Annotated in this window: 12 protein-coding genes; 6 read left to right on the forward strand and 6 right to left on the reverse strand. The window is 33.3% G+C overall.

Annotated elements, in window-relative coordinates; all coding sequences use genetic code 11:
• Nucleotides 1–14: 14 nt before the first annotated feature.
• Nucleotides 15–692, forward strand: coding sequence for a ComF family protein (locus AST99_RS14695; RefSeq protein ID WP_057782963.1), 678 nt, complete (start codon nt 15–17; stop codon nt 690–692).
• Between the two features lie 56 nt (nt 693–748).
• On the forward strand, nt 749–2,356 hold the full coding sequence (locus tag AST99_RS14700; protein WP_057782965.1) for an Ig-like domain-containing domain: 1,608 nt from the start codon (nt 749–751) through the stop codon (nt 2,354–2,356).
• Here the strand turns inward: AST99_RS14700 and AST99_RS14705 are convergent.
• On the reverse strand, nt 2,343–3,122 hold the full coding sequence (locus tag AST99_RS14705) for an amidohydrolase (protein WP_057782967.1): 780 nt from the start codon (nt 3,120–3,122) through the stop codon (nt 2,343–2,345). The two genes, AST99_RS14700 and AST99_RS14705, sit on opposite strands and share 14 nt — an antisense overlap.
• On the reverse strand, nt 3,122–3,451 hold the full coding sequence (locus AST99_RS14710; RefSeq protein ID WP_057782969.1) for a hypothetical protein: 330 nt from the start codon (nt 3,449–3,451) through the stop codon (nt 3,122–3,124). The genes AST99_RS14705 and AST99_RS14710 overlap by 1 nt, the downstream gene beginning before the upstream one ends.
• Nucleotides 3,452–3,635: 184 nt before the next feature.
• Between AST99_RS14710 and AST99_RS14715 the strand changes: the two genes are divergently transcribed.
• The 4 genes from AST99_RS14715 (at nt 3,636) to AST99_RS14730 (ending at nt 11,520) form a co-directional block, all read left to right on the forward strand.
• A complete protein-coding gene (locus AST99_RS14715; RefSeq protein ID WP_057782971.1) occupies nt 3,636–5,723 on the forward strand; it encodes a S46 family peptidase in 2,088 nt (695 codons plus the stop codon).
• Between the two features lie 138 nt (nt 5,724–5,861).
• Nucleotides 5,862–7,487 (forward strand): tetratricopeptide repeat protein, encoded by a 1,626-nt coding sequence (locus tag AST99_RS14720; protein ID WP_057782973.1) that lies wholly within the window; start codon nt 5,862–5,864, stop codon nt 7,485–7,487.
• Between the two features lie 163 nt (nt 7,488–7,650).
• The gene (locus AST99_RS14725) at nt 7,651–10,503 is read left to right on the forward strand and encodes a TonB-dependent receptor (protein ID WP_069727865.1); all 2,853 of its coding nucleotides are present in this window, start codon (nt 7,651–7,653) and stop codon (nt 10,501–10,503) included.
• Nucleotides 10,504–10,506: 3 nt separating this feature from the next.
• Nucleotides 10,507–11,520, forward strand: a complete 1,014-nt coding sequence (locus AST99_RS14730; protein WP_057782976.1) for a phytase — start codon at nt 10,507–10,509, stop codon at nt 11,518–11,520.
• A 77-nt stretch (nt 11,521–11,597) separates the two neighbouring features.
• Here AST99_RS14730 and AST99_RS14735 read toward each other — a convergent pair whose 3' ends face one another.
• The 4 genes from AST99_RS14735 to AST99_RS14750 all read right to left on the reverse strand — a co-directional run bounded on the left by AST99_RS14735 (nt 11,598) and on the right by AST99_RS14750 (nt 19,790).
• Nucleotides 11,598–12,914 carry a TolC family protein gene (locus AST99_RS14735; RefSeq protein ID WP_057782978.1) on the reverse strand — a complete coding sequence of 439 codons (1,317 nt, stop codon included), beginning with the start codon at nt 12,912–12,914 and terminating at the stop codon, nt 11,598–11,600.
• Entirely contained in the window at nt 12,904–16,107 is a 3,204-nt protein-coding gene (locus AST99_RS14740; RefSeq protein ID WP_057782980.1) for an efflux RND transporter permease subunit, read from the reverse strand. The genes AST99_RS14735 and AST99_RS14740 overlap by 11 nt, the downstream gene beginning before the upstream one ends.
• Before the next feature lie 5 nt (nt 16,108–16,112).
• Nucleotides 16,113–17,240, reverse strand: coding sequence for an efflux RND transporter periplasmic adaptor subunit (locus AST99_RS14745; RefSeq protein WP_057782982.1), 1,128 nt, complete (start codon nt 17,238–17,240; stop codon nt 16,113–16,115).
• Nucleotides 17,241–18,020: 780 nt separating this feature from the next.
• Entirely contained in the window at nt 18,021–19,790 is a 1,770-nt protein-coding gene (locus AST99_RS14750; RefSeq protein ID WP_057782984.1) for a MutS-related protein, read from the reverse strand.
• Nucleotides 19,791–19,850 lie beyond the last annotated feature (60 nt).

Consider the following 19,850-nt stretch of genomic DNA (forward strand, 5'->3'; position numbering starts at 1 on the left):
AGGTTTTAGGTGATATGTTTGGAGCGTTATTTAATATTTTCTTTCCTAGAGTGTGTTACAGCTGCCAAAATATTTTAGCAGATGGCGAACAAACGCTTTGCACAGATTGCAGACATCGCTTACCCATAACTCAGTTTCATTTTAATAACGACAACAGCGTAGCTAATGTACTTTATGGCCGAGTTAAAATAGAACAAGCCACGGCCTTATTGCGATTTGAGAAAAAAGGAATCACCCAAAAACTCATGCACCAATTAAAATATAAAGGAAAAGAACCTATTGGCGCTTTTTTAGGCGATTGGTTAGGCGGCGAATTACAAACTTTAGATGCTTATAAGAGTATAGATGCCGTAATTCCGGTACCGCTTCATAAAAACAAACTTAAAAAACGTGGTTATAACCAAGTTGAAAAATTTGGAATTCAGCTAGCTGAAGCTTTAGAAGCTAAGTATTTAGACGATGTATTGATAAAAATAAACAATACTAACTCTCAGGTTTCCAAAAACAGATTAAGTCGTTGGACAAACTCTGATGCCGTCTTTAGCGTTCAGCATTTAGAGAAAATAAATAATAAACACCTGTTACTTGTAGACGATATTATAACTACTGGAGCAACAATGGAAGCTTGTGCTAATTTACTTCTGCGTGGCGAAAATGTTAAAATCAGTATCGCAACAATGGCAATTGCTTAAACTGTTTTCGATTACTGCTAAATAAATTGTTTCTTTGTGTAAATTTTAATGAAATAATGAGTAAAACGCTTTCTAATTTTTTGTTCATAAGTGTCTTGTGTTTATTTATCGCAAACTGTGCCAATAGAGGAAATCCTACTGGTGGAGAAAAAGACACCACACCTCCAAAGATTGTAAAGTCTGTACCAGAAAATTTCTCTACAAACTTTAATGCTAGAGAGATTAAAATTTATTTTGATGAATACATTAAAATGAACAATCTAAGTAAGCAGCTTATTATTTCGCCACCTATGAAATCTACTCCAGAGATTACACCTCTAGGAACGGCAAGTAAATACATTACCATTAAAATTTACGATACGCTTACTCCAAACACCACTTATGCGATTAACTTTGGAAGTAGTATTGTTGATAATAACGAAGGCAATCCGTTTTCGTATTATAAATATGTGTTTTCTACAGGAGATTATATAGATTCTTTAACTGTTGCAGGTGTTATAAAAGATGCGACCTTAAGCAAACCTGATAATTTTGTGACAGTGGCTTTATATGAAGTAGACTCTACCTTTACTGACTCTATTATTTATAACGAAAAGCCAACCTACATTACCAATACGTTAGATAGTATAACCACATTTGTTTTAGAAAATGTAAAGGCTGGAAAGTATCTTTTAACAGCCATGAAAGATGAAAATCAAGATTATAAATTTCAGCAAAAAACAGATAAAATCGCATTCAATAACACATTTATCGAACTCCCTACAGATTCTATTTATCACCTAACCTTGTTTAATGAAGATTTAGACTTTAAAGCATACAAACCTCGATTACTTTCTAAAGGAAAAATTGCTTTTGGTTTTGAAGGGGATTACAAGAACATGGATATTGATGTGCTTACAGATGTGCCTTCTGATTTTGAATACACCATTACAAAAGACAAAGAGGCCGATTCTTTAATGTATTGGTATAAACCAAAATTAGAAACAGATTCACTTCAGTTTAAAATAAGCTATAACAATAAAGTTGTAGATACTTTTGATGTTAAAATCACAGACAAATATCAGGACTCATTAATTGTAAAAGGGGAACCTACTGGACAAATTAACTTTAACGACACATTTGTATTAACTGCCTCTACCCCATTTAAAACCCTAGATAAAGAAAAGATTTCTTTTATTGATAAAGATTCTGTTTTAGTGCCTTACACTACAAAAATGGATACACTGAACAACAATATTACTTTTGAGTTTGAAAAGGCTGAAAACTCCAGATACCGTTTGCAATTTTTACCAGAAGCCATTACAGACTTTTTCGATAATAAAAACGACACCATCCAATTTTTAATGCAAACAAAGGGGTATAACGATTTTCCGAATGCACGTATTACACTTAAAAATGCCAAGTACCCTGTAATTGTTCAATTAACGGATGATAAAGGTGAAGTAAAAAAAGAAGTATATAGCACAGAACCTGAACCAATAGACTTTAAGTATTTAAAAACGGGAAAATATTTTCTTCGCGTTATTTACGATGAGAATGGCAACAAAAAATACGATACAGGTAATTATTTAAAGAAAATACAACCAGAGCGTATTAGTTATTATCCGAGTCCAATAGAAGTTCGTGTTGGCTGGGATACTGTACAAGAGTTTATTTTAAAGTAAACGCGTCTCTATCATTTAAAAAATTAAACTTATTTCTAGTAGCACTAATCTCGTCTTTATTTAAGGCAACTATGCGGTAACCTATTTCGTGTTCGACAAATGTAGAAATGGTTTCTCCTAATGCATTATAGGCAGCAGAATGCCCAGAATATTCATGTCCTTTTGCATCTGTTCCCACACGATTTACGCCAATACAATAACTCATATTTTCAATAGCGCGTGCTTGTAACAACGCATTCCAAGCAGCTATTCTTGGTTTAGGCCAATTCGCAACATAGAACAACACATCGTAGTCATTATTATATCTTGACCAAACCGGAAAACGCAAGTCGTAACACACTAATGGGCAAAGTGACCAACCTTTATAATTAATTATTGTACGCTCTGTTCCAGCCGTGTAAACGGTATCTTCGCCTGCTAAAGTAAATGTATGTCGTTTTTTATATGAAGTCAGTTCTCCGTTAGGATACACGAATACCAATTGATTGTAAAAATTACCTGCTTCAGAAATAATTAAACTCCCCATAACAGCAGTTTCTTTTTGGGCAGCTAATTGCTTCATCCAAGCTACCGATGTTCCCGAAATAGGTTCGGCAAGCTTAGCGGCATTCATAGAAAATCCAGTAGTAAACATTTCAGGAAGTACGATGACATCAATATCGTCTGTAATAGAAGCTACAATATCTTGTATGGCTTTGCGATTAGCTTCAGGTTGTTCCCAAACTAAATCGGTTTGAATAAGCGCTATATGTAATTGGTCTTCCATTAAAAAATCACAAATTTCTTTTTTCCTTGCGCTTGCTTTTCGGCCTTTTCTTTGGCTTTTTCTTGTTTGCGCTCTGCTTTAGCAAGTGCTTTTTCTTCGGCTTTTTCAGCTTTCTTTTTGGCTCTAAACTCTTTAGCGCGTTCTTGATATTGATTACGAATGTTACGCTGATCGTCTAACGTTAAACTCTCGGTTACATTGTACCCATTTAACAAAATGGAGTTGCCTTTCACTTCGTAGGCGTTACCTTTATACTCAATTTCTTGAGCATTTAAAGCCACGAAAAAAAATAATGAAAACGCAACAGTTAAAAGTAAATGTTGTTTCATATAAAATAGATTTGGGATTACAAACTTACTAAATACCAGTGTATTTGCCTATAATTTTGAGACTTATACGTTTTTAAATTATTTATATCCTTTAAAAATGAGTTGGTATACAAGCGTAAATACCAATCTAAAAGTGTACATATATATATGCTTTTTTATCTTTGCAGGAACTAAAAACAAACTCATGAAATTATTCAAAATTCTACTCCTTTTTCTAACACTTCAAGTGAGTGCACAACAAGGAGGCATGTGGATTCCTTCCCTTTTACAAGGCATGAACGAGGCCGACATGCAATCTTTAGGAAGTAAACTTTCTGCTAAAGATATTTACGATGTTAACCATTCAAGTTTAAAAGATGCTATCGGACATTTTAATGGCGGATGTACAAGCGAAGTCATCTCTAAACAAGGTTTATTATTAACAAATCATCACTGTGGTTACAGTCAGATTCAATCGCATTCATCTTTAGAAAACGACTATTTAAAAGATGGTTTTTGGGCCAAATCTTTTGATGAGGAATTACCTAACAACGGACTTTACGTAGAATTCATTGTCCGCATAGAAGATGTCACAGCACAAGTTCTTGAAGGCGTAACCAAAGATATGACACCAAGAGAAAAGCAAGCTAAAACAGACGGAAATAGTAATCGTATTCAAGCCGCAACAAAAAAAGAGGAATGGCAAAACACCAAGATAAAATCATTCTTTAAAGGCAATCAATATTTCTTATTTGTTACCGAACGTTTTAACGACATTCGTTTAGTTGGAGCTCCACCTACAAGTATTGGAAAATTTGGATCTGACACAGACAATTGGGTATGGCCAAGACACACTGGAGATTTTTCAATTTTTAGAATTTATGCCGATAAAAACAATCGTCCAGCAGCGTATTCTAAAGACAATAAACCTTACAAACCAAAACACTTTTTACCAGTCTCTTTAGACGGAATTAGCGAAGGAGACTTCACCTTAGTGTTCGGTTTTCCAGGCACTACTGAAGAATATTTACCAGCAGTAGCTATTCAAGAAATTACTGAGCAATTAAACCCAAGTAATATTGCAATTCGTGAGGCAGCTTTAAAAGTAATAGATGCTAAAATGAAAACAAGCGACGAAATTCGCATTCAATATGCGTCTAAACAAGCTCGAATTGCAAACTATTGGAAAAAATGGATTGGCGAAAATACAGGTATAAAAAAGAGTAATGCCATCGCTAAAAAGAAAGCCGAAGAAGTCACCTTTACCGAAGCTTTAAAAGCAAAAAATCTTGAAGCGGAATACGGACACATTCTTCCTGAACTTGAAACACAATATGCAGCGTTTGCTCCAGTAGATATTAAACGTAATAATTTTGTTGAAATTTTTGTGAGAACAAACGAGCTAATGTCCATGATGTTTAGACTTACACAGCTTGAAGCTGCTGCAACTAAAGATGAGGCTACTTTTAACAAAGCTAAAGAAGCTATGCAAGGCAGAATTAAAAGCACATTAAAAAACTTTAACACAGAAGTAGACCAAGGTGTTTTTGAAGCAATTATGCCATTCTACACTAAAAATGTAGATACTTCAATTTATAACAGCACAGCATTTACAAACTTAGATAGTGCTTTAGCCGTACTTGAAGGTACTCCTACAGAAGTGATTGAAAAATTAAATACAGATGCGGCTTACGTTTACGCTAAACCTTTTATTGAAGATTTTTACACAAATATAGAACCCGATTTCCAAGATAAAAACTCTGCGATTAATGCCCTAGAAACCGAATATATGAAGGCGCTTATGGAAGTCGTTCCTAACGAACGTTACTATCCGGATGCAAACAGCACGCTTCGTGTAACATACGGACAAGTGCGCGGATACGAACCTCGAGATGCTGTGTATTACAACCCAGTATCTTATTTAGACGGTGTTATGGAAAAATATGTGCCAGACGATTATGAGTTTGATGTACCTCAAAAATTACAAGATTTATATACCACAAAAGACTACGGACGTTATGCCGATAAAAACGGGAAACTTCCTGTCTGTTTCTTAGGCACAAATCATACAACTGGAGGAAACTCTGGAAGTCCAGCTATTGATGCTGAAGGAAATTTAGTTGGCCTAAATTTCGACCGTGTTTGGGAAGGAACTATGAGCGACATGAATTACGATCCAGAAATTTGTAGAAACATTATGGTCGATGTACGTTACGTATTATTTATTATCGATAAATATGCTGGTGCAGAACGCTTAATTAAAGAAATGAAGTTAGTACATCCTAAAAAATAAGGCTTCATTTTCAAATCATTTTAAGATTTTAAACCCCTCTTTTTAATTTAAATCGAGGGGTTTATTTTTCTTTTAAGCAATCCAAAAAGGTCACATAAAAGTAATATTTAAGTAACATTACTTTCTTTAATTTTGACCATGTTTACATTTCAAATAACCTCAACATTTTACTGGTTAAAAAACAATTTCACGAGTAAATCAATCTATCTTTTTCTGTTTGTTGTCCTTAATACAACACTTCTAAACGCTCAGAACAATCAGAAGAAGTCCCTTACTAAGATAGATGCCGTTTTAAAAGATTTAAAAGATCAATTACAACATGCCACAAGTGCTAACAATACAGAAGCTATTGTAACAGCTCGTATTCAACTCGCTCAGTTTTACGAGAATTTAGGTATTGAAAACGAAGCCATAAAAAACTACCACGAAGCCCTAGATTTACACACACAAACAGATACGACTTCTGTTTATATTGGCAATAAAATTGGAGCCATTCATCTCGCTTTAAAACAATATAAAAACACCCTACAATATGTAACTAAAAGTTTAGAGGTTGCAGAGCTCATAAACTTTGAAAAAGGAAAAGCAACAAGTTATGCGTTATTAGGAAGTGTTGCCGAAAAAGAATCTGATTACGCTTTAGCTTTAAAGTATCAAGATAAAAGTTTAGCTATTTTTAAATCCCTTCAAGACCATACCGGTTTGGCTATTACTTACGAGAACATAGGTAGTATTTACGAAGACCTTGAGCAGTTTGACAATGCGCTTCGTTATTTTTTAGAAGCCAAGTCACACGCTAAACACATTCCTAGCAACAACCGCATAAACATTATTAACAACATTGGAGATACGTACAGAAAACAACGCTCTCCAGAACAGGCTTTACCTTATACACAGTCTGCACTGCAAATGGCAGAGCAGACTAAAAACACACATCAGGTAGAAGCTGCGCTTAAGGATTTAGCTTTAATTTATGCCGACTTAAACGACCACAAAACCGCTTTCGATTATATGATGGCATACAAAGATTTAAATGCCAGTGAGAGTGAATATAAAAATGCTGAATTAGTTAGTATTTTACAAATTCTTTACGAGGTTGAAGAACGTGAAGCCGAAGTAAAACTACTTAATAAGCAGTACGAATTAAACCAAGTAAGACAACGTGTGATTTTATTATCTAGCGCATTCCTTATTCTACTATTAATAGGTTGGTTTCTTTACTTTAGAAAACGTAAAAAACAACAGGCTAAAATCCAAGATTATAAAAATAGATTATTGCAAGCCAATCTCGAAAAAAAGACAAATGAAGAAGCAGCGCTACAACGAGAAATAGATTTTAAAATATCGGCACTCACAAATTACAGTCTGCATTTGTCTCATAAAAATAAAATGATGTCTGATATTTCTAGAACTCTAATAAATATAAAAGATAGACATACTACATTAATAAAATCTAAACTCGAACTGTTAATAAAAGAGATCGATTTAGACTTATCTCAAGAACAAGAGTGGACAGAATTTATTGGATTCTTCGAGCAAATTCATCCAAACTTTTTTCAAACGTTAAAACAGGCTGTTACAAAAGAATTATCGCCCTCAGAATTGCGTTTATGCATGCTGTTACGTCTTAATTTATCTTCAAAAGAAATCGCATCTATACTCCGAATCACACCTGATAGTGTGCGTATTGCGCGTTATCGCCTTAGAAAAAAGCTTCCTTTAAACCCAAAAGACGACCTTCAGATCTTTATTCTGAACTTATAAATTCAATGTTTCAAAAACATTATCAACTTGTAATCTCAGTGTTAATGTTGCTTTAATATATAGGCCAATCTGCACAGTTTATCATGTTTTGTTAACGCTTACTTTAGATAGAAAATACGTTCTGTATCTACATTTGTATCAAACAAAAATTAACAAAAAAATCATGAAAAATTGGATTACTTTAATGCTACTCATTGTAACCTCATTTAGTGCATTAGCCCAAACCGGACAAGTTCAAGGTCTCATTACAGATGAAAATAAAATCACAATTCCTGGAGCTTCTGTATTAATTGAACAACTTAATAAAGGCGCAGTATCAGATTTCAACGGAAAATTTACACTTGTAAATGTAGAAGCGGGTACCTATACTTTAGTGATAAAGTATTTAGGATATTCAGAATACAGCCAAGAAATAACGGTGTCGCCTAAACAGACAACTAATTTAAACATTGTACTTACAGAACAGGCTACAGAGTTAGACGAAGTACAAGTAGTTTCTTTTGGTTTTGGAAGTCAGGCCAGAGCGCTTAACACACAAAAGAACAAACAAAACATTACTAATATTGTTTCTACAGATCAGATTGGTAAATTTCCAGATGCCAATATCGGAGATGCTGTAAAACGTATTCCTGGAATTACCATGCAGGTAGATCAAGGGGAAGCTCGTAATATTATTGTTCGTGGTTTGGCACCACAATTAAACTCGGTAACATTAAACGGAAGCAGAATTCCATCTGCAGAAGGCGATAACAGAAACGTACAAATGGATTTAATTCCATCGGATATGATTCAATCTGTTGAAGTGAATAAAGCAGTAACTCCAGATATGGATGCAGATGCTATTGGAGGTTCTGTAAACTTAATAACAAGAACATCGCCACAAGGATTCAGATTTTCTGCTACGGGAGGTTCTGGAATTAATTTAATTAATGATAAACGTATATTAAACGGATCGTTCTTATTAGGAGATCGTAGTAAGAACAACAAGTTTGGTTGGGTCGTTTCTGCCTCTTATAACGATTCGCAATTCGGTTCTGATGATGTTGAAGCAGAATGGGACGATGAGTTTGAATATAACACAGGAGAACAAGATAGCGAAGGCGAAGATATCTTACAAGAATTAGAAGTTAATCCATATGCTAATATTTCAGAAATTAGAGAATATCAAATCCAACGTGTACGTCGTAGTTTTTCTGCCAACTTCGATTATAAACTAAACGATAATAATACCCTTTACTTTAAATCTATTTACAACTGGAGAGACGATCGCGAAAACAGATTCCGTTTAGAACAAGAAATTCTTGATGGTGAAGATATTTTTAGCGGAGATTTTAATGTAGATGCAGACGGAAATTTAACAGCATTCCCTGTTGAAGCTAAACGCCAAACAAAAGGAGGTATAGATAACGACCGTTCTAAAAACACACGTTTAGAAGACCAACGTATGCAAAACTATAGCATTGGTGGTGAGCATTTGGTAAACAACTTACAAGTAGACTGGATGGCATCTTACTCTAAAGCATCTGAAGAGCGTTTAAACGAGCGTTATTTAGAATACGAAAGCGAATATGGCGTAACGTTTAATAACAACACTAACAAGCCAAACTTTACTCCTATTGACACCGACGAATCTGATTTTAGTTTATACGAATTCGGAGAATTATCTGAAGAAAATCAATACACAGACGAAACAGACTTTAATGCTTTAGTAAATTTTGAAGTTCCTTTACACCTACTAGACGAAGAAAACGGTACTTTAAAGTTTGGAGCAAAAACCAGACTAAAATCTAAAACACGTGATAATGATTTTACAGAGTTTAGCCCAGAAAACGACGATTTAGAATTCTTAGGAAACATTCCTACCAAAGACTACACAAGATCAGATTATAGTGCAGGCTCTCAATACCAATTAGGATATTTTGGCACACCAGAATATTTAGGAAATTTAGATCTTTATGATGCCGATTTATTTGAATCTGAAGACAAACCAGACGAATATGCTACTGCAAACTACGATGTTAAAGAAAATGTTTACGCAGCTTATGTAATGACTAACCAAAACATAACAGACAAACTGAGTTTTCTATTTGGTTTACGTTTAGAACATACAGATGTAGATGCCACAGGAAATGAGATTGTTTTTGATACAGAAGGCGATTATTTAGGGACATCTCCAGTAACGAGTAAAAACAATTACACCAACCTGTTACCGGGCTTGCATGTAAAATACGATGTTACAGACAACACTGTATTGCGTTTTGCTTGGACCAATACAATTGCTAGACCAAACTATGTAGACATTGTACCATTTAGAGAAATTAATAACGAAGACGAAGAAATTGTATTAGGTAATCCAGATTTAGATCCTACAACATCTATGAACTTCGACATCATGGCAGAGCACTATTTTTCATCTGTAGGTTTACTTTCTGGTGGTGTATTTTATAAAGATATTCAAGATTTTATTTATACGTATCAGTTTGAAGATACAGATGGTTACGAAGTGTATCAACCGTTTAACGGAGACGAAGCCTCTGTATTTGGGTTTGAAGCTGCATTCCAACGTCAATTAGATTTTTTACCGGGTTTTCTTAAAAACTTGAACATTTATTTAAATTATACGTATCTTAAATCTGATGCTTCTGGAATTAGAAATGAAGATGGAGAAGAGCGTAACGATTTAGATTTACCAAATACAGCTCCAAACATGTTTAATGGTTCTTTAGGATACACAAACAAATACTTTAGCTTACGTTTATCTGCTAACTATTCTGATGCTTATATTGATGAAATTGGTGGTCGTGCGTTTGAAGATCGTTATTATGACGAGCAGTTCTTCTTAGATTTTAACGCCCGTGCAAACCTAACTAAGCAGTTAAGTTTATATGTAGATGTTAACAATATTACCAACCAACCTTTACGTTACTACCAAGGTGTAAGCTCTAGAACCATGCAAATGGAATATTACAAAACACGCATTACATTTGGATTGAAATACGATTTATTTAAAAAATAAGATATGAAAAAATATATATTTGGCTGTTTACTAGCAGCATCTTTAACAGGTTGTAAAAACAATTTACCTGAAATTAAACCAACATTAGTCACTGAAAAAACACCTCACGACACAGACGATCCTGCCATTTGGATTAATAAAGCTAACCCAGAGCAAAGTATTGTTTTCGGAACAGATAAAGACGAAGTTAATGGTGGTGTATATGCATTCGATTTAGACGGAAAAATAATTAAAGAAAAAAGCATTACAGGATTAAGCTATCCTAACAATGTAGATGTTGAATATGAATTCGCTTTAAACGATTCCACTCAAATCGATATCATGATGTTTACCGAACGTGAGAAGCATCAAATCCGTTTATTTTCAATTCCAGATATGACACCTTTAGATAACGGCGGTTTCCCTGTTTTTGAAGACGAAACAGATCTTGAATTAAGACGCCCAATGGGAATTAGTTTATATAAAAACCCAGAAAACAACAAAGTCTACGCTATTGTTGGTCGTAAAAAAGGACCTACAGAAGGCTATTTGTATCAGTACGAATTAACAGCTAATATGAGTAGCGTTAGTGTAAAACTTGCTAGAAAATTTGGAACATTTAGCGGAAATAAAGAGATTGAAGCTATTGTTGTTGATGATGCTTTAGGACATGTATATTATTCTGATGAAGGCATTGGTGTTAGAAAATTCTACGCAGACCCTGCACAAGGTAATGCGCAAATTTCAATATTTGGAACAGATCGTTTTAAAGACGATATTGAAGGTATTGCATTAACAACTTACAGTGATGGAGAAGGATTCTTAATTGTATCTAACCAACAAGACCACAGCTTTAATATTTTTAAACGTGGCGATAATAGTTTTGTAAAAACCTTAAACCTAGGCACGCTAGAAACAGATGGCTGCGATGTCACTACAGCAGCACTTGGAGCGAAATACCCGAATGGTCTATTTGTATCTATGAACGACGAAAAAGATTTCTTTTACCACAGTTTAGATTCTCTTAAATTGAGATAAATTAAATTGTACTATAATATAAAAATCCCGTGTTAACATTCATGAACACGGGATTTTTTATACGGTATATTCTAAACTTAAAAAGACACATTTAATAACTCTCCACTTAATTGCAGTAAATACAATTCGGCTATTTTAGCATCATATTTAGCATTGTTTCGACTAAACTCTGCAGTCAACAAGTTTAATTGTGCTTGTCTAAATTCAATAGAAGTCGATTGCCCCAATTTAAATTTCTCTTGCGTTCTTTCAAAATTGTTCTGAGACGTAATAATGTTATTTTCTTGAATGTAATAAATCTTCAATTTATTTTGATAATCGCCCCAAGCATTATTAAAGTCGCGATCCAAACTAATATACAACGATTCTTTTTCTAACTTTTGGTTATCTAAATTGATTCTTGCGTTTTTAACACTAGTAATTGTACTTCCGCCATCAAATAAATCCCAACTTAAAGTTAGACCTCCATACAATCCAGTATTCGTAGATTCCGATAAAAATGATGCGGCATTATTATTGTTTTTATTCCATCCGTAAGATCCGGTTAAGCCTACTGTTGGCAAATACCCCGATTGATTGGCTTTAATAGTAAATTCATTAATAACAATATTTTTATCGACTTGTAAAAGCGCAACATTATTGGCTCTCATTTTATCGTGTAAATCTTCTTTATTAATATCTAACATAAACGTAATTAAAGTATCTACTTTAAAATCCAAGTCCAACTCTGTCCCTAGAACCACATTTAAATCACGTTTTGTATTTAATAAATTTTGTTCAGAATTCATTAAATTAATACTGTCGTTATTAATATCTACCTGAGCATTTAAAACATCCAACATAGTCCCTTGCCCATAATCAAACTGATATTGTGCTCTTAAAATACGATCGTTAGAAATCTCTAAAGTTTGTTTTAAAGCATTTACATTTTCTGTTACCTGAGCTACATTGTAGTACACTGTAAATAATTGTGCAATGGTATTCTCTATCGTTTCACGGGCTTCAAGTTCAGATAAATGATATTGTTCTTTTAATTGCTTATAATCGTAATACCGACCTAAGCCATCAAAAAGAGTATAATCCAAATCTATAGACGCACTATAATCCGAGCTTTCTGCACCATTTAGCTTAGTTACACTTCCATCAGAAAAGACAGCTTCAGTATTATCTAAATTATACCCAGCTCCGGCATCTCCAGATACGGTTGGTAAATAACCCGAATTTAAAATGCTTTTATTGTTTTCAGCAATTTCTTTATTGTTGTTGGCTATTTTAATACCGTAATTATTGCCTAAAGCAATCGTAGTAGCCTCGTTTAAGCTTAATACTTTTTGTGCGGTAACTGATGTAAAAACAAGCAACATCAGTAACAGTAATTTATATTTAATGTACATGCTCTTCATTTTGTTCTTTAATAGCGCGTTCTACTTCTTCTTTAGTTACATTTTGACCTGTGACTAACCATTTTGTTTTTTGTTTAATGCTATTACTAAACGATAAAAACAAAGGTAAAACCAACAAGGTAAGTATGGTTGCATAGGCGATACCAAACGTAATGGAAATGGCCATAGGTTTTAAAAACTGTGCTTGTCTACTTTTTTCCATTAGTAAAGGCGCCAATCCTGCCATGGTAGTAATAGTGGTTAAAAAGATAGCTCTAAAACGCGATTTACCAGCTTCTTTTAAAGCATCGTCAAATTTTAACCCTTCCTTTAAATTGGTATTAAACTTACCAATAAGCACCAATCCGTCGTTTACCATAATACCAATTAAAGCAATAATACCTAGTAACGATAATACATTTACAGGAAAACCTAGTAACCAATGTCCCCAAGCAACTGCTGTTAAACTAAACGGAATAAGGAGAATTAAAAGTAAAGGCTGACTTAAGCTTCTAAACGTAAATGCAATGGTGATATATATAAGAAGAATAATAACTATTCCAGCACTTCTTAGCGATCTGTTTAATTTTGAAGCCTCGCGATTCTGTCCTTCATAAGACGCAGAAATGGTTGGGTATTTAGCTTGTAAATCCGGCATAACCGTTGTTTTAATATCATCTAAAATATCTGTTGCACTGGTATTCGGGTCTTTTAAATCTGCAGACACTTCTATTTCTCGTCGGCCTTCCAAATGATTTATTGCCACATCGCCACGCACTATAGAATAGTTTGCAATATCTTTTAAAGTGACACGCTCTCCAGTAGGCGTTACAATACGCATATCGTCTAAATCGTTTATAGATGCTCTGTTTTCTATATCGTAACGCACCCAAACACGTATCTCGTCTTGCCCACGCTGAAAACGTTGTGCTTGCACTCCAAAGAATCCAGCTCTAATCTGGCTCATTACAGAACTTAAATCTAATCCCAATAAATAAGCACTTTCCTTAAGTTCTAATCTAATTTCTTTAATTCCTGCAGGATCATTATCGGCCACATCTTTTAGTAACGGATTGGTTTCTAAAATAGATTTAAGCTCTAATTTGGCAGCCTTTAATTCTTCTATATTGTTACTTAATAACGAAACAGCCACCGGACTTCCTCCGAAGTTTCCACCAGAACCAAAAATTAATTTCTCAACACCTATTACAGGACCAACTAATTCGCGTACACGATTCGCAACTAATGAAGAATTGATCACATCTGGACGCTCTTCACCTGGCAACATATTTATATTTAAAGTGGCGCTAGAAGCACTATTTATATTTTTAATGGTATTTTCAAAAAGCATCTTATCCGAATCGCCAAGATATTTTTCAGTAAACTCTTCGTTTACCAAATATGCTTTTTCTTCAATAATAGCCATAATAGAATCTGTAACACGAACGTTTGTACCGTTTGGCATTTCTAATTCTATAGAGACACGATCACTCGCGATACTTGGAAAGATAGTCACTCCAATAACACCGCCACCAATAGCTCCAAAAGTTAAAATTAATACTCCTAAAAATATACCAAGTGCTAATATTTTAAACTCGAACATAAAGTTAAGTACCGGTACATAAATCTTCTCTCTTAAAAAGATCATGATGCGATCTCCAAAAGCATTAATTCCTCGCATTTTAGCAAAAAACAAACCTGTTTTAGTTTTAGGACCATTCTTTCTGTCTTTATGTCTTTGTAACGCTTTAGAGTGCGCTAAATGCGCTGGTAAAATAATAAGAGCTTCTATTAAAGACACAATTAAAGTTAAGATGACTATAACCGAAACTTCACTAAAAAATTCTCCAATTCTACTTTCTAAAAACAAGAATGTTGAAAAGGCTAATAAGGTTGTAATAATAGCTGATACAACCGGAGGAATAACTTCTAAGGTTCCATCGATTGCTGCATTTATAGGATCTTTTCCTTTTTCAAAATGCTGATAAATATTTTCAGCAATAACAATACCATCATCTACCAAAATACCGATCACGATAATCATTCCGAAAAGTGAAAACTGATTGATTGTAACATCAAACTGCCCGGCGAAAATTAACATTCCAAGAAAAGATATTGGTAACCCGAATGCAACCCAAAATGCTAACCTCGTGTTTAAAAACAGAGATAAAAACAATAACACCAACAGCATACCTGCGACGGCGTTTTCTGTTAATAATTGCGTACGTTGTTTTAGTGTAATAGATAAATCTCTAACCACATCTAACTGAACGTTATTATGCGACTGATTAAATTGAACAATATAGGCATTTACCTTTTCTGCAGAAGACAATAAATCTTCAGTATCGGTACTTGTTACACTAACATTTACAGATAATTCTCCGTTAAAATAAGTTGCTTTTGGAGTCTCAGAGAATCGATCTCTTAATACAGCGACATCTTTAAGTCGAATGGTTTTCCCATCTGAAAAAGCACGTACAACAACGTTAGAAAGCTCGTCGCTATAATAAGCTCTGTTATTGGCACGAATTAAAAACTCTTCAGCATTGGTTTTAATATTTCCACCTGTCACTAAAATATTAGAACCACTTACTGCAGCAGCAACTTCGTTAAACGTAATATTATAAGCTAAAAGACTATTTTCATTAACGGCAATTTCAATTTCTTCTTCTGGATATCCCGACACTTCTACTTGTGAAATCCCTTTAATAGCTCTTAAATCGTTTTCTACCTGCCGACCAATTTGTTTTAATGTTGCCAGTGGAATGTTTTCACCACTAATGGCAAACGAAATGGTTTCTCTAACATTTTCTACTTTAGAAACCACCAAAGGTTCCATACCTGAAGGAAAACTAGGCACACGATCTACCGCATTTTTAATCTCTAAAAGCATAAAATCGATATTCTCGCCTTTTTCAATTTCAACAGTTATCGTTCCACTATCTTCTGTTGATGTGGATGTAACGCGATCTACACCCTGTAAGCCTTTTAAATTATCTTCTATTTGAAGTACAATACCTTCTTCTATTTCCTGAGGTGAAGCTCCAGGATATGTAATTTGAATGGTAATGATTTTTGATTCTATAATAGGGAAATACGACGATTTTAAAGATAACAGTCCTAATATTCCAAAAATGGTAAATCCTAAAATAAATATCGTTACAGCAATATGATGCTTTATAAAATAAGCTATTATTTTTCTCATATTGCTTAGTTGTTTTTAGACTCTTGTTCTGTAAACACTTTTACCAACATACCAGCATAACCACCTTGTATAGGACGAGCTACTATAACGCTACCGTCTGGAACGTCTTTTAAAACCACTTTAGTATCACTAAAATGTATGGGTTTTACAGGAATAACATCTAACACTGAATCTCTAACTACAAAAATCTCTTTAGTGTCAAGCAGTAAATTTCTATCTATTTCTATAGCATTTTCTTCGTCTTTAGCATCTACATAAGCTTCTAAATACATTCCTTCCTTTAAATTTTCATCTTGTACATCAATAAAAACTTGAATGGTTTGCGTTGTAGCATCTACACTTCCATTAACACGAGATACTTTTCCGGTGTACGATTCGGTACCTTCTAAATTCTTTAAAGCGACAGCCTCTCCAACTTGTAATAAACCGGCAAAAGATTTACTTATAGCCACTTCCATTTCGTAAACCGACGGATCTATAAATTCTCCTAATTTTTGTCCGTTTCTAATTAAAGTACCTTCGTTGACTAAAGCTTCTGTAAGAATCCCTTTAAATGGTGTTCTAATCACATATTTTGATAAACGCTGTTCTAAATTTTTAACATTATAATAATTAGAAACAATACTTCTACCTGTTATAAAATAATTTTCTTTTTCTGAAGACATTTCAGGAAGCTTAGGTGTTGCTTTATTTAAATCGAAACTACGTAAATAGGCTTCCCATTTCGGAAACACTTCTGGAAAGTCTAATCTTAAATCGGCCATTATAGCTGCAATAGAATTGTACAAATCACTTTTAGCAGATTGCACCGTAGAATAATATTCGGAATCTTCTATACGAATTAGGGTCTGACCTTTTTTATAGGTTTGCCCAGCTTTAAATAAGACGTTACCAGGTTTAAAGATCCCTTCCACCTCTGCATATAATTCAAATCTTCGTTTTGCTGTTAGATTTCCGTTGGCAGGAATTACAATAGGAATTGTACTATTTTTTACGGTATCTGCAAAAACCACTTTCACCACTTTCGGAGCTACAGGTTTTACTTTGTTTTTATTATCAATTAGATATTTCGCTAAAAAAAAAGAGGCAACTATTAAAAGTATGCCCAAAACAGTAAGTATAATTTTTCTCATATGGAGGCTTTAAAAAGTATTTGACTTCAAAACTATCCCTAAGTTTAGTTAAGTTTTGTTAAAAAAAACCTAAAAACCATATAACTTATTAAAATACTGCACTTTTTGCCTTGTATTATATTTGTGTATTTTTAAAAAGAAGTAAAATACCACAGATCATATTTATTTATAACAGTTTACAATAATGGTTAATAGATCACTATAATGTTAGATTGTCATTTTCATTGAGTACATGCTAATTATTTAAAAAGATTTGAATTAAAAGGTAATGATTTTCTTTGTTCCAACTACATAAATAAATTCGGCGATGGCATATTTAGATTTTATGAGTTTAAACACTTAAATGAAAATTGAAAAGTTAAATCTGGGCAATATGTAAATGGTAAAAAATTCATTGATACGATGAAAAAACTGAGGTCTATATTATAAATTCTATCATACTAAATAATTAATATTTTATTTGAATTTTACTATCAATTTTAAAATAGGTTAAAACGAAATGTAACTCGTAAAAAACACTGCTTTATTTTTGGTTCAAGTCAAAATTATTATACTGATATCCTTAATAACGATTTCAAAATTTAAAGACAGTTATTACAACACAACAATTAACAACATGTTCAAAAATATTAGAACATAAAATACTTATTATCAGTTAAATAATATTAAATTCAAATAACAAAACAAACTATTCAAAACACTATCAAAAACAGAGTTACAATTTAAATTTAGACGATTTATAAAATAGCACTTTTTTTATTTTTTTTAAGATTTTAAAACTTATATAATTTCCATTTTTTTAAGTAAAAAACTAGCATTCATATTCTGACAAATTCCATCTTTAAAGGTGTAGTCAAAATACAACTCGTCGTTAATAATTTCAGCATCAAAATAATGATTTTTAACCTGAGATAATTCTTCAGAAATTTCACATAAACTCAAGTCATGAGTTGCAATTATTCCTGTGGCATTAGACGCTACTAATTTTTCAACAAACTTGCGCGAACCAATAGCTTTATCTGTACTATTCGTGCCTTTTAAAATTTCATCTAACACTATAAAATAACGGTCGGTTTGGATGGCATCTACAATATATTTTAAACGTGTTAATTCTGAAAAGAAGTATGAGCTATCGTCGGTTAACGAATCGCTTGTACGCATACTTGTTATTAATTTAATGGGATTGTAAGCACTACTTTGGGCGCACACAGGAAGTCCAACATTAGCCATCACAATATGAAGTGAAACTGTTCTTAAAAACGTACTCTTTCCTGCCATATTTGCTCCTGTAATAATAAAAAACTCTTCGTTGTGAATATTTAAATCATTATCCACACGTTTTTCTGTCTTTAATAAGGGATGACCTAAATTTTTAGCTGAAATAACGTCTTGAGTTTTATCAATTTTCGGATATACAAATTCAGCATTATTGAATGCGTAATTTCCTAATGAATTATACGCATCGAAAAAGGAAATGACTTCAAACCAATCTGTGGTTTTATGCGCATATTTTTTAATCCATTGTTCAATGGCATATGCATTTTTGACATCTAACAAGAAAAACCCATTTCCAAAAATGGCAGAAATTAGATTATTCCGATTATCCAAACGATCTAATAACTTCGATAATTCTGAAAATATAGCTGAAGCCTTTTCTCCTTCTTGAGTAATTTGGTTTTGTTTTTCAACTAACAATTCTGATTGAAAGGTTTCTTGTTCAATGTTATCAAGCAAAGCCGCATACTGCTTAAACGTTTCCTTTAGTTTATCGGTTTGCGAAGCAATAACATTAATAGATTTTAAATACACACCAGTAGTTACTAAACCAAGCAATAACCAAAGACCTAAATAGTTAGCAGATACTATATTTAAATATACTAAAGAAAAGACAACAAGAGTTACAATAGTAAAAAACCAAGGCAATATTTTTAGAATACTACCAAATTTAGGTTTGTAATTAGACAACCAACTATTTATACTTTTTGCAGGTGTTTCAACTTTAATTAAACTTGCTATAGCACTATAATTTTGTCTCCAAATAGCTTTATCTGACAGTTCCTTAATCGCATCCTGGCGCGTATTGATATTATGAATATCATTTGCCTTAAGTGCTTCAGAAAGTTTCTCCGCCCCTTCTTTAATATATGTTCTATTTATATTCTGAAAGAAAGAACCTCGTCCAAATAAATCGATATCTAAACAATATTCATGCAACGGATCTTGAAACTCTAAACCATCTAAACGATCGACAAAACCTTCAGTTTTTATTTTTATTTCTTCTTCATTAATCGCTACAATAGCTTTCTCTAAATTACGCTGATGTTTTATATTGGTATACTTCAGCAATAAAAACAAAAACAAACCAATCCCCACAACAGCAATAGCCACGGCAACTTGCCAATTAGAAAACATTAAATATACGCCATAAGCCGCACTTAAAAACACTAATAAACGCACGATACTTAACAATCGCATTTGCTTATTTAAAGCCGTTGCTTTGACTTGATGAATTTGAGCTTGTTCTTTATAAAAAGTGATTGGAGATTTCATTTAAACTTGTATACGAATTAAATAACAGATAAAACTAAACAAAAAATCCCAAGCTGTGCG

The organism is Formosa algae (genome assembly GCF_001439665.1).
Taxonomy (GTDB): domain Bacteria; phylum Bacteroidota; class Bacteroidia; order Flavobacteriales; family Flavobacteriaceae; genus Formosa; species Formosa algae.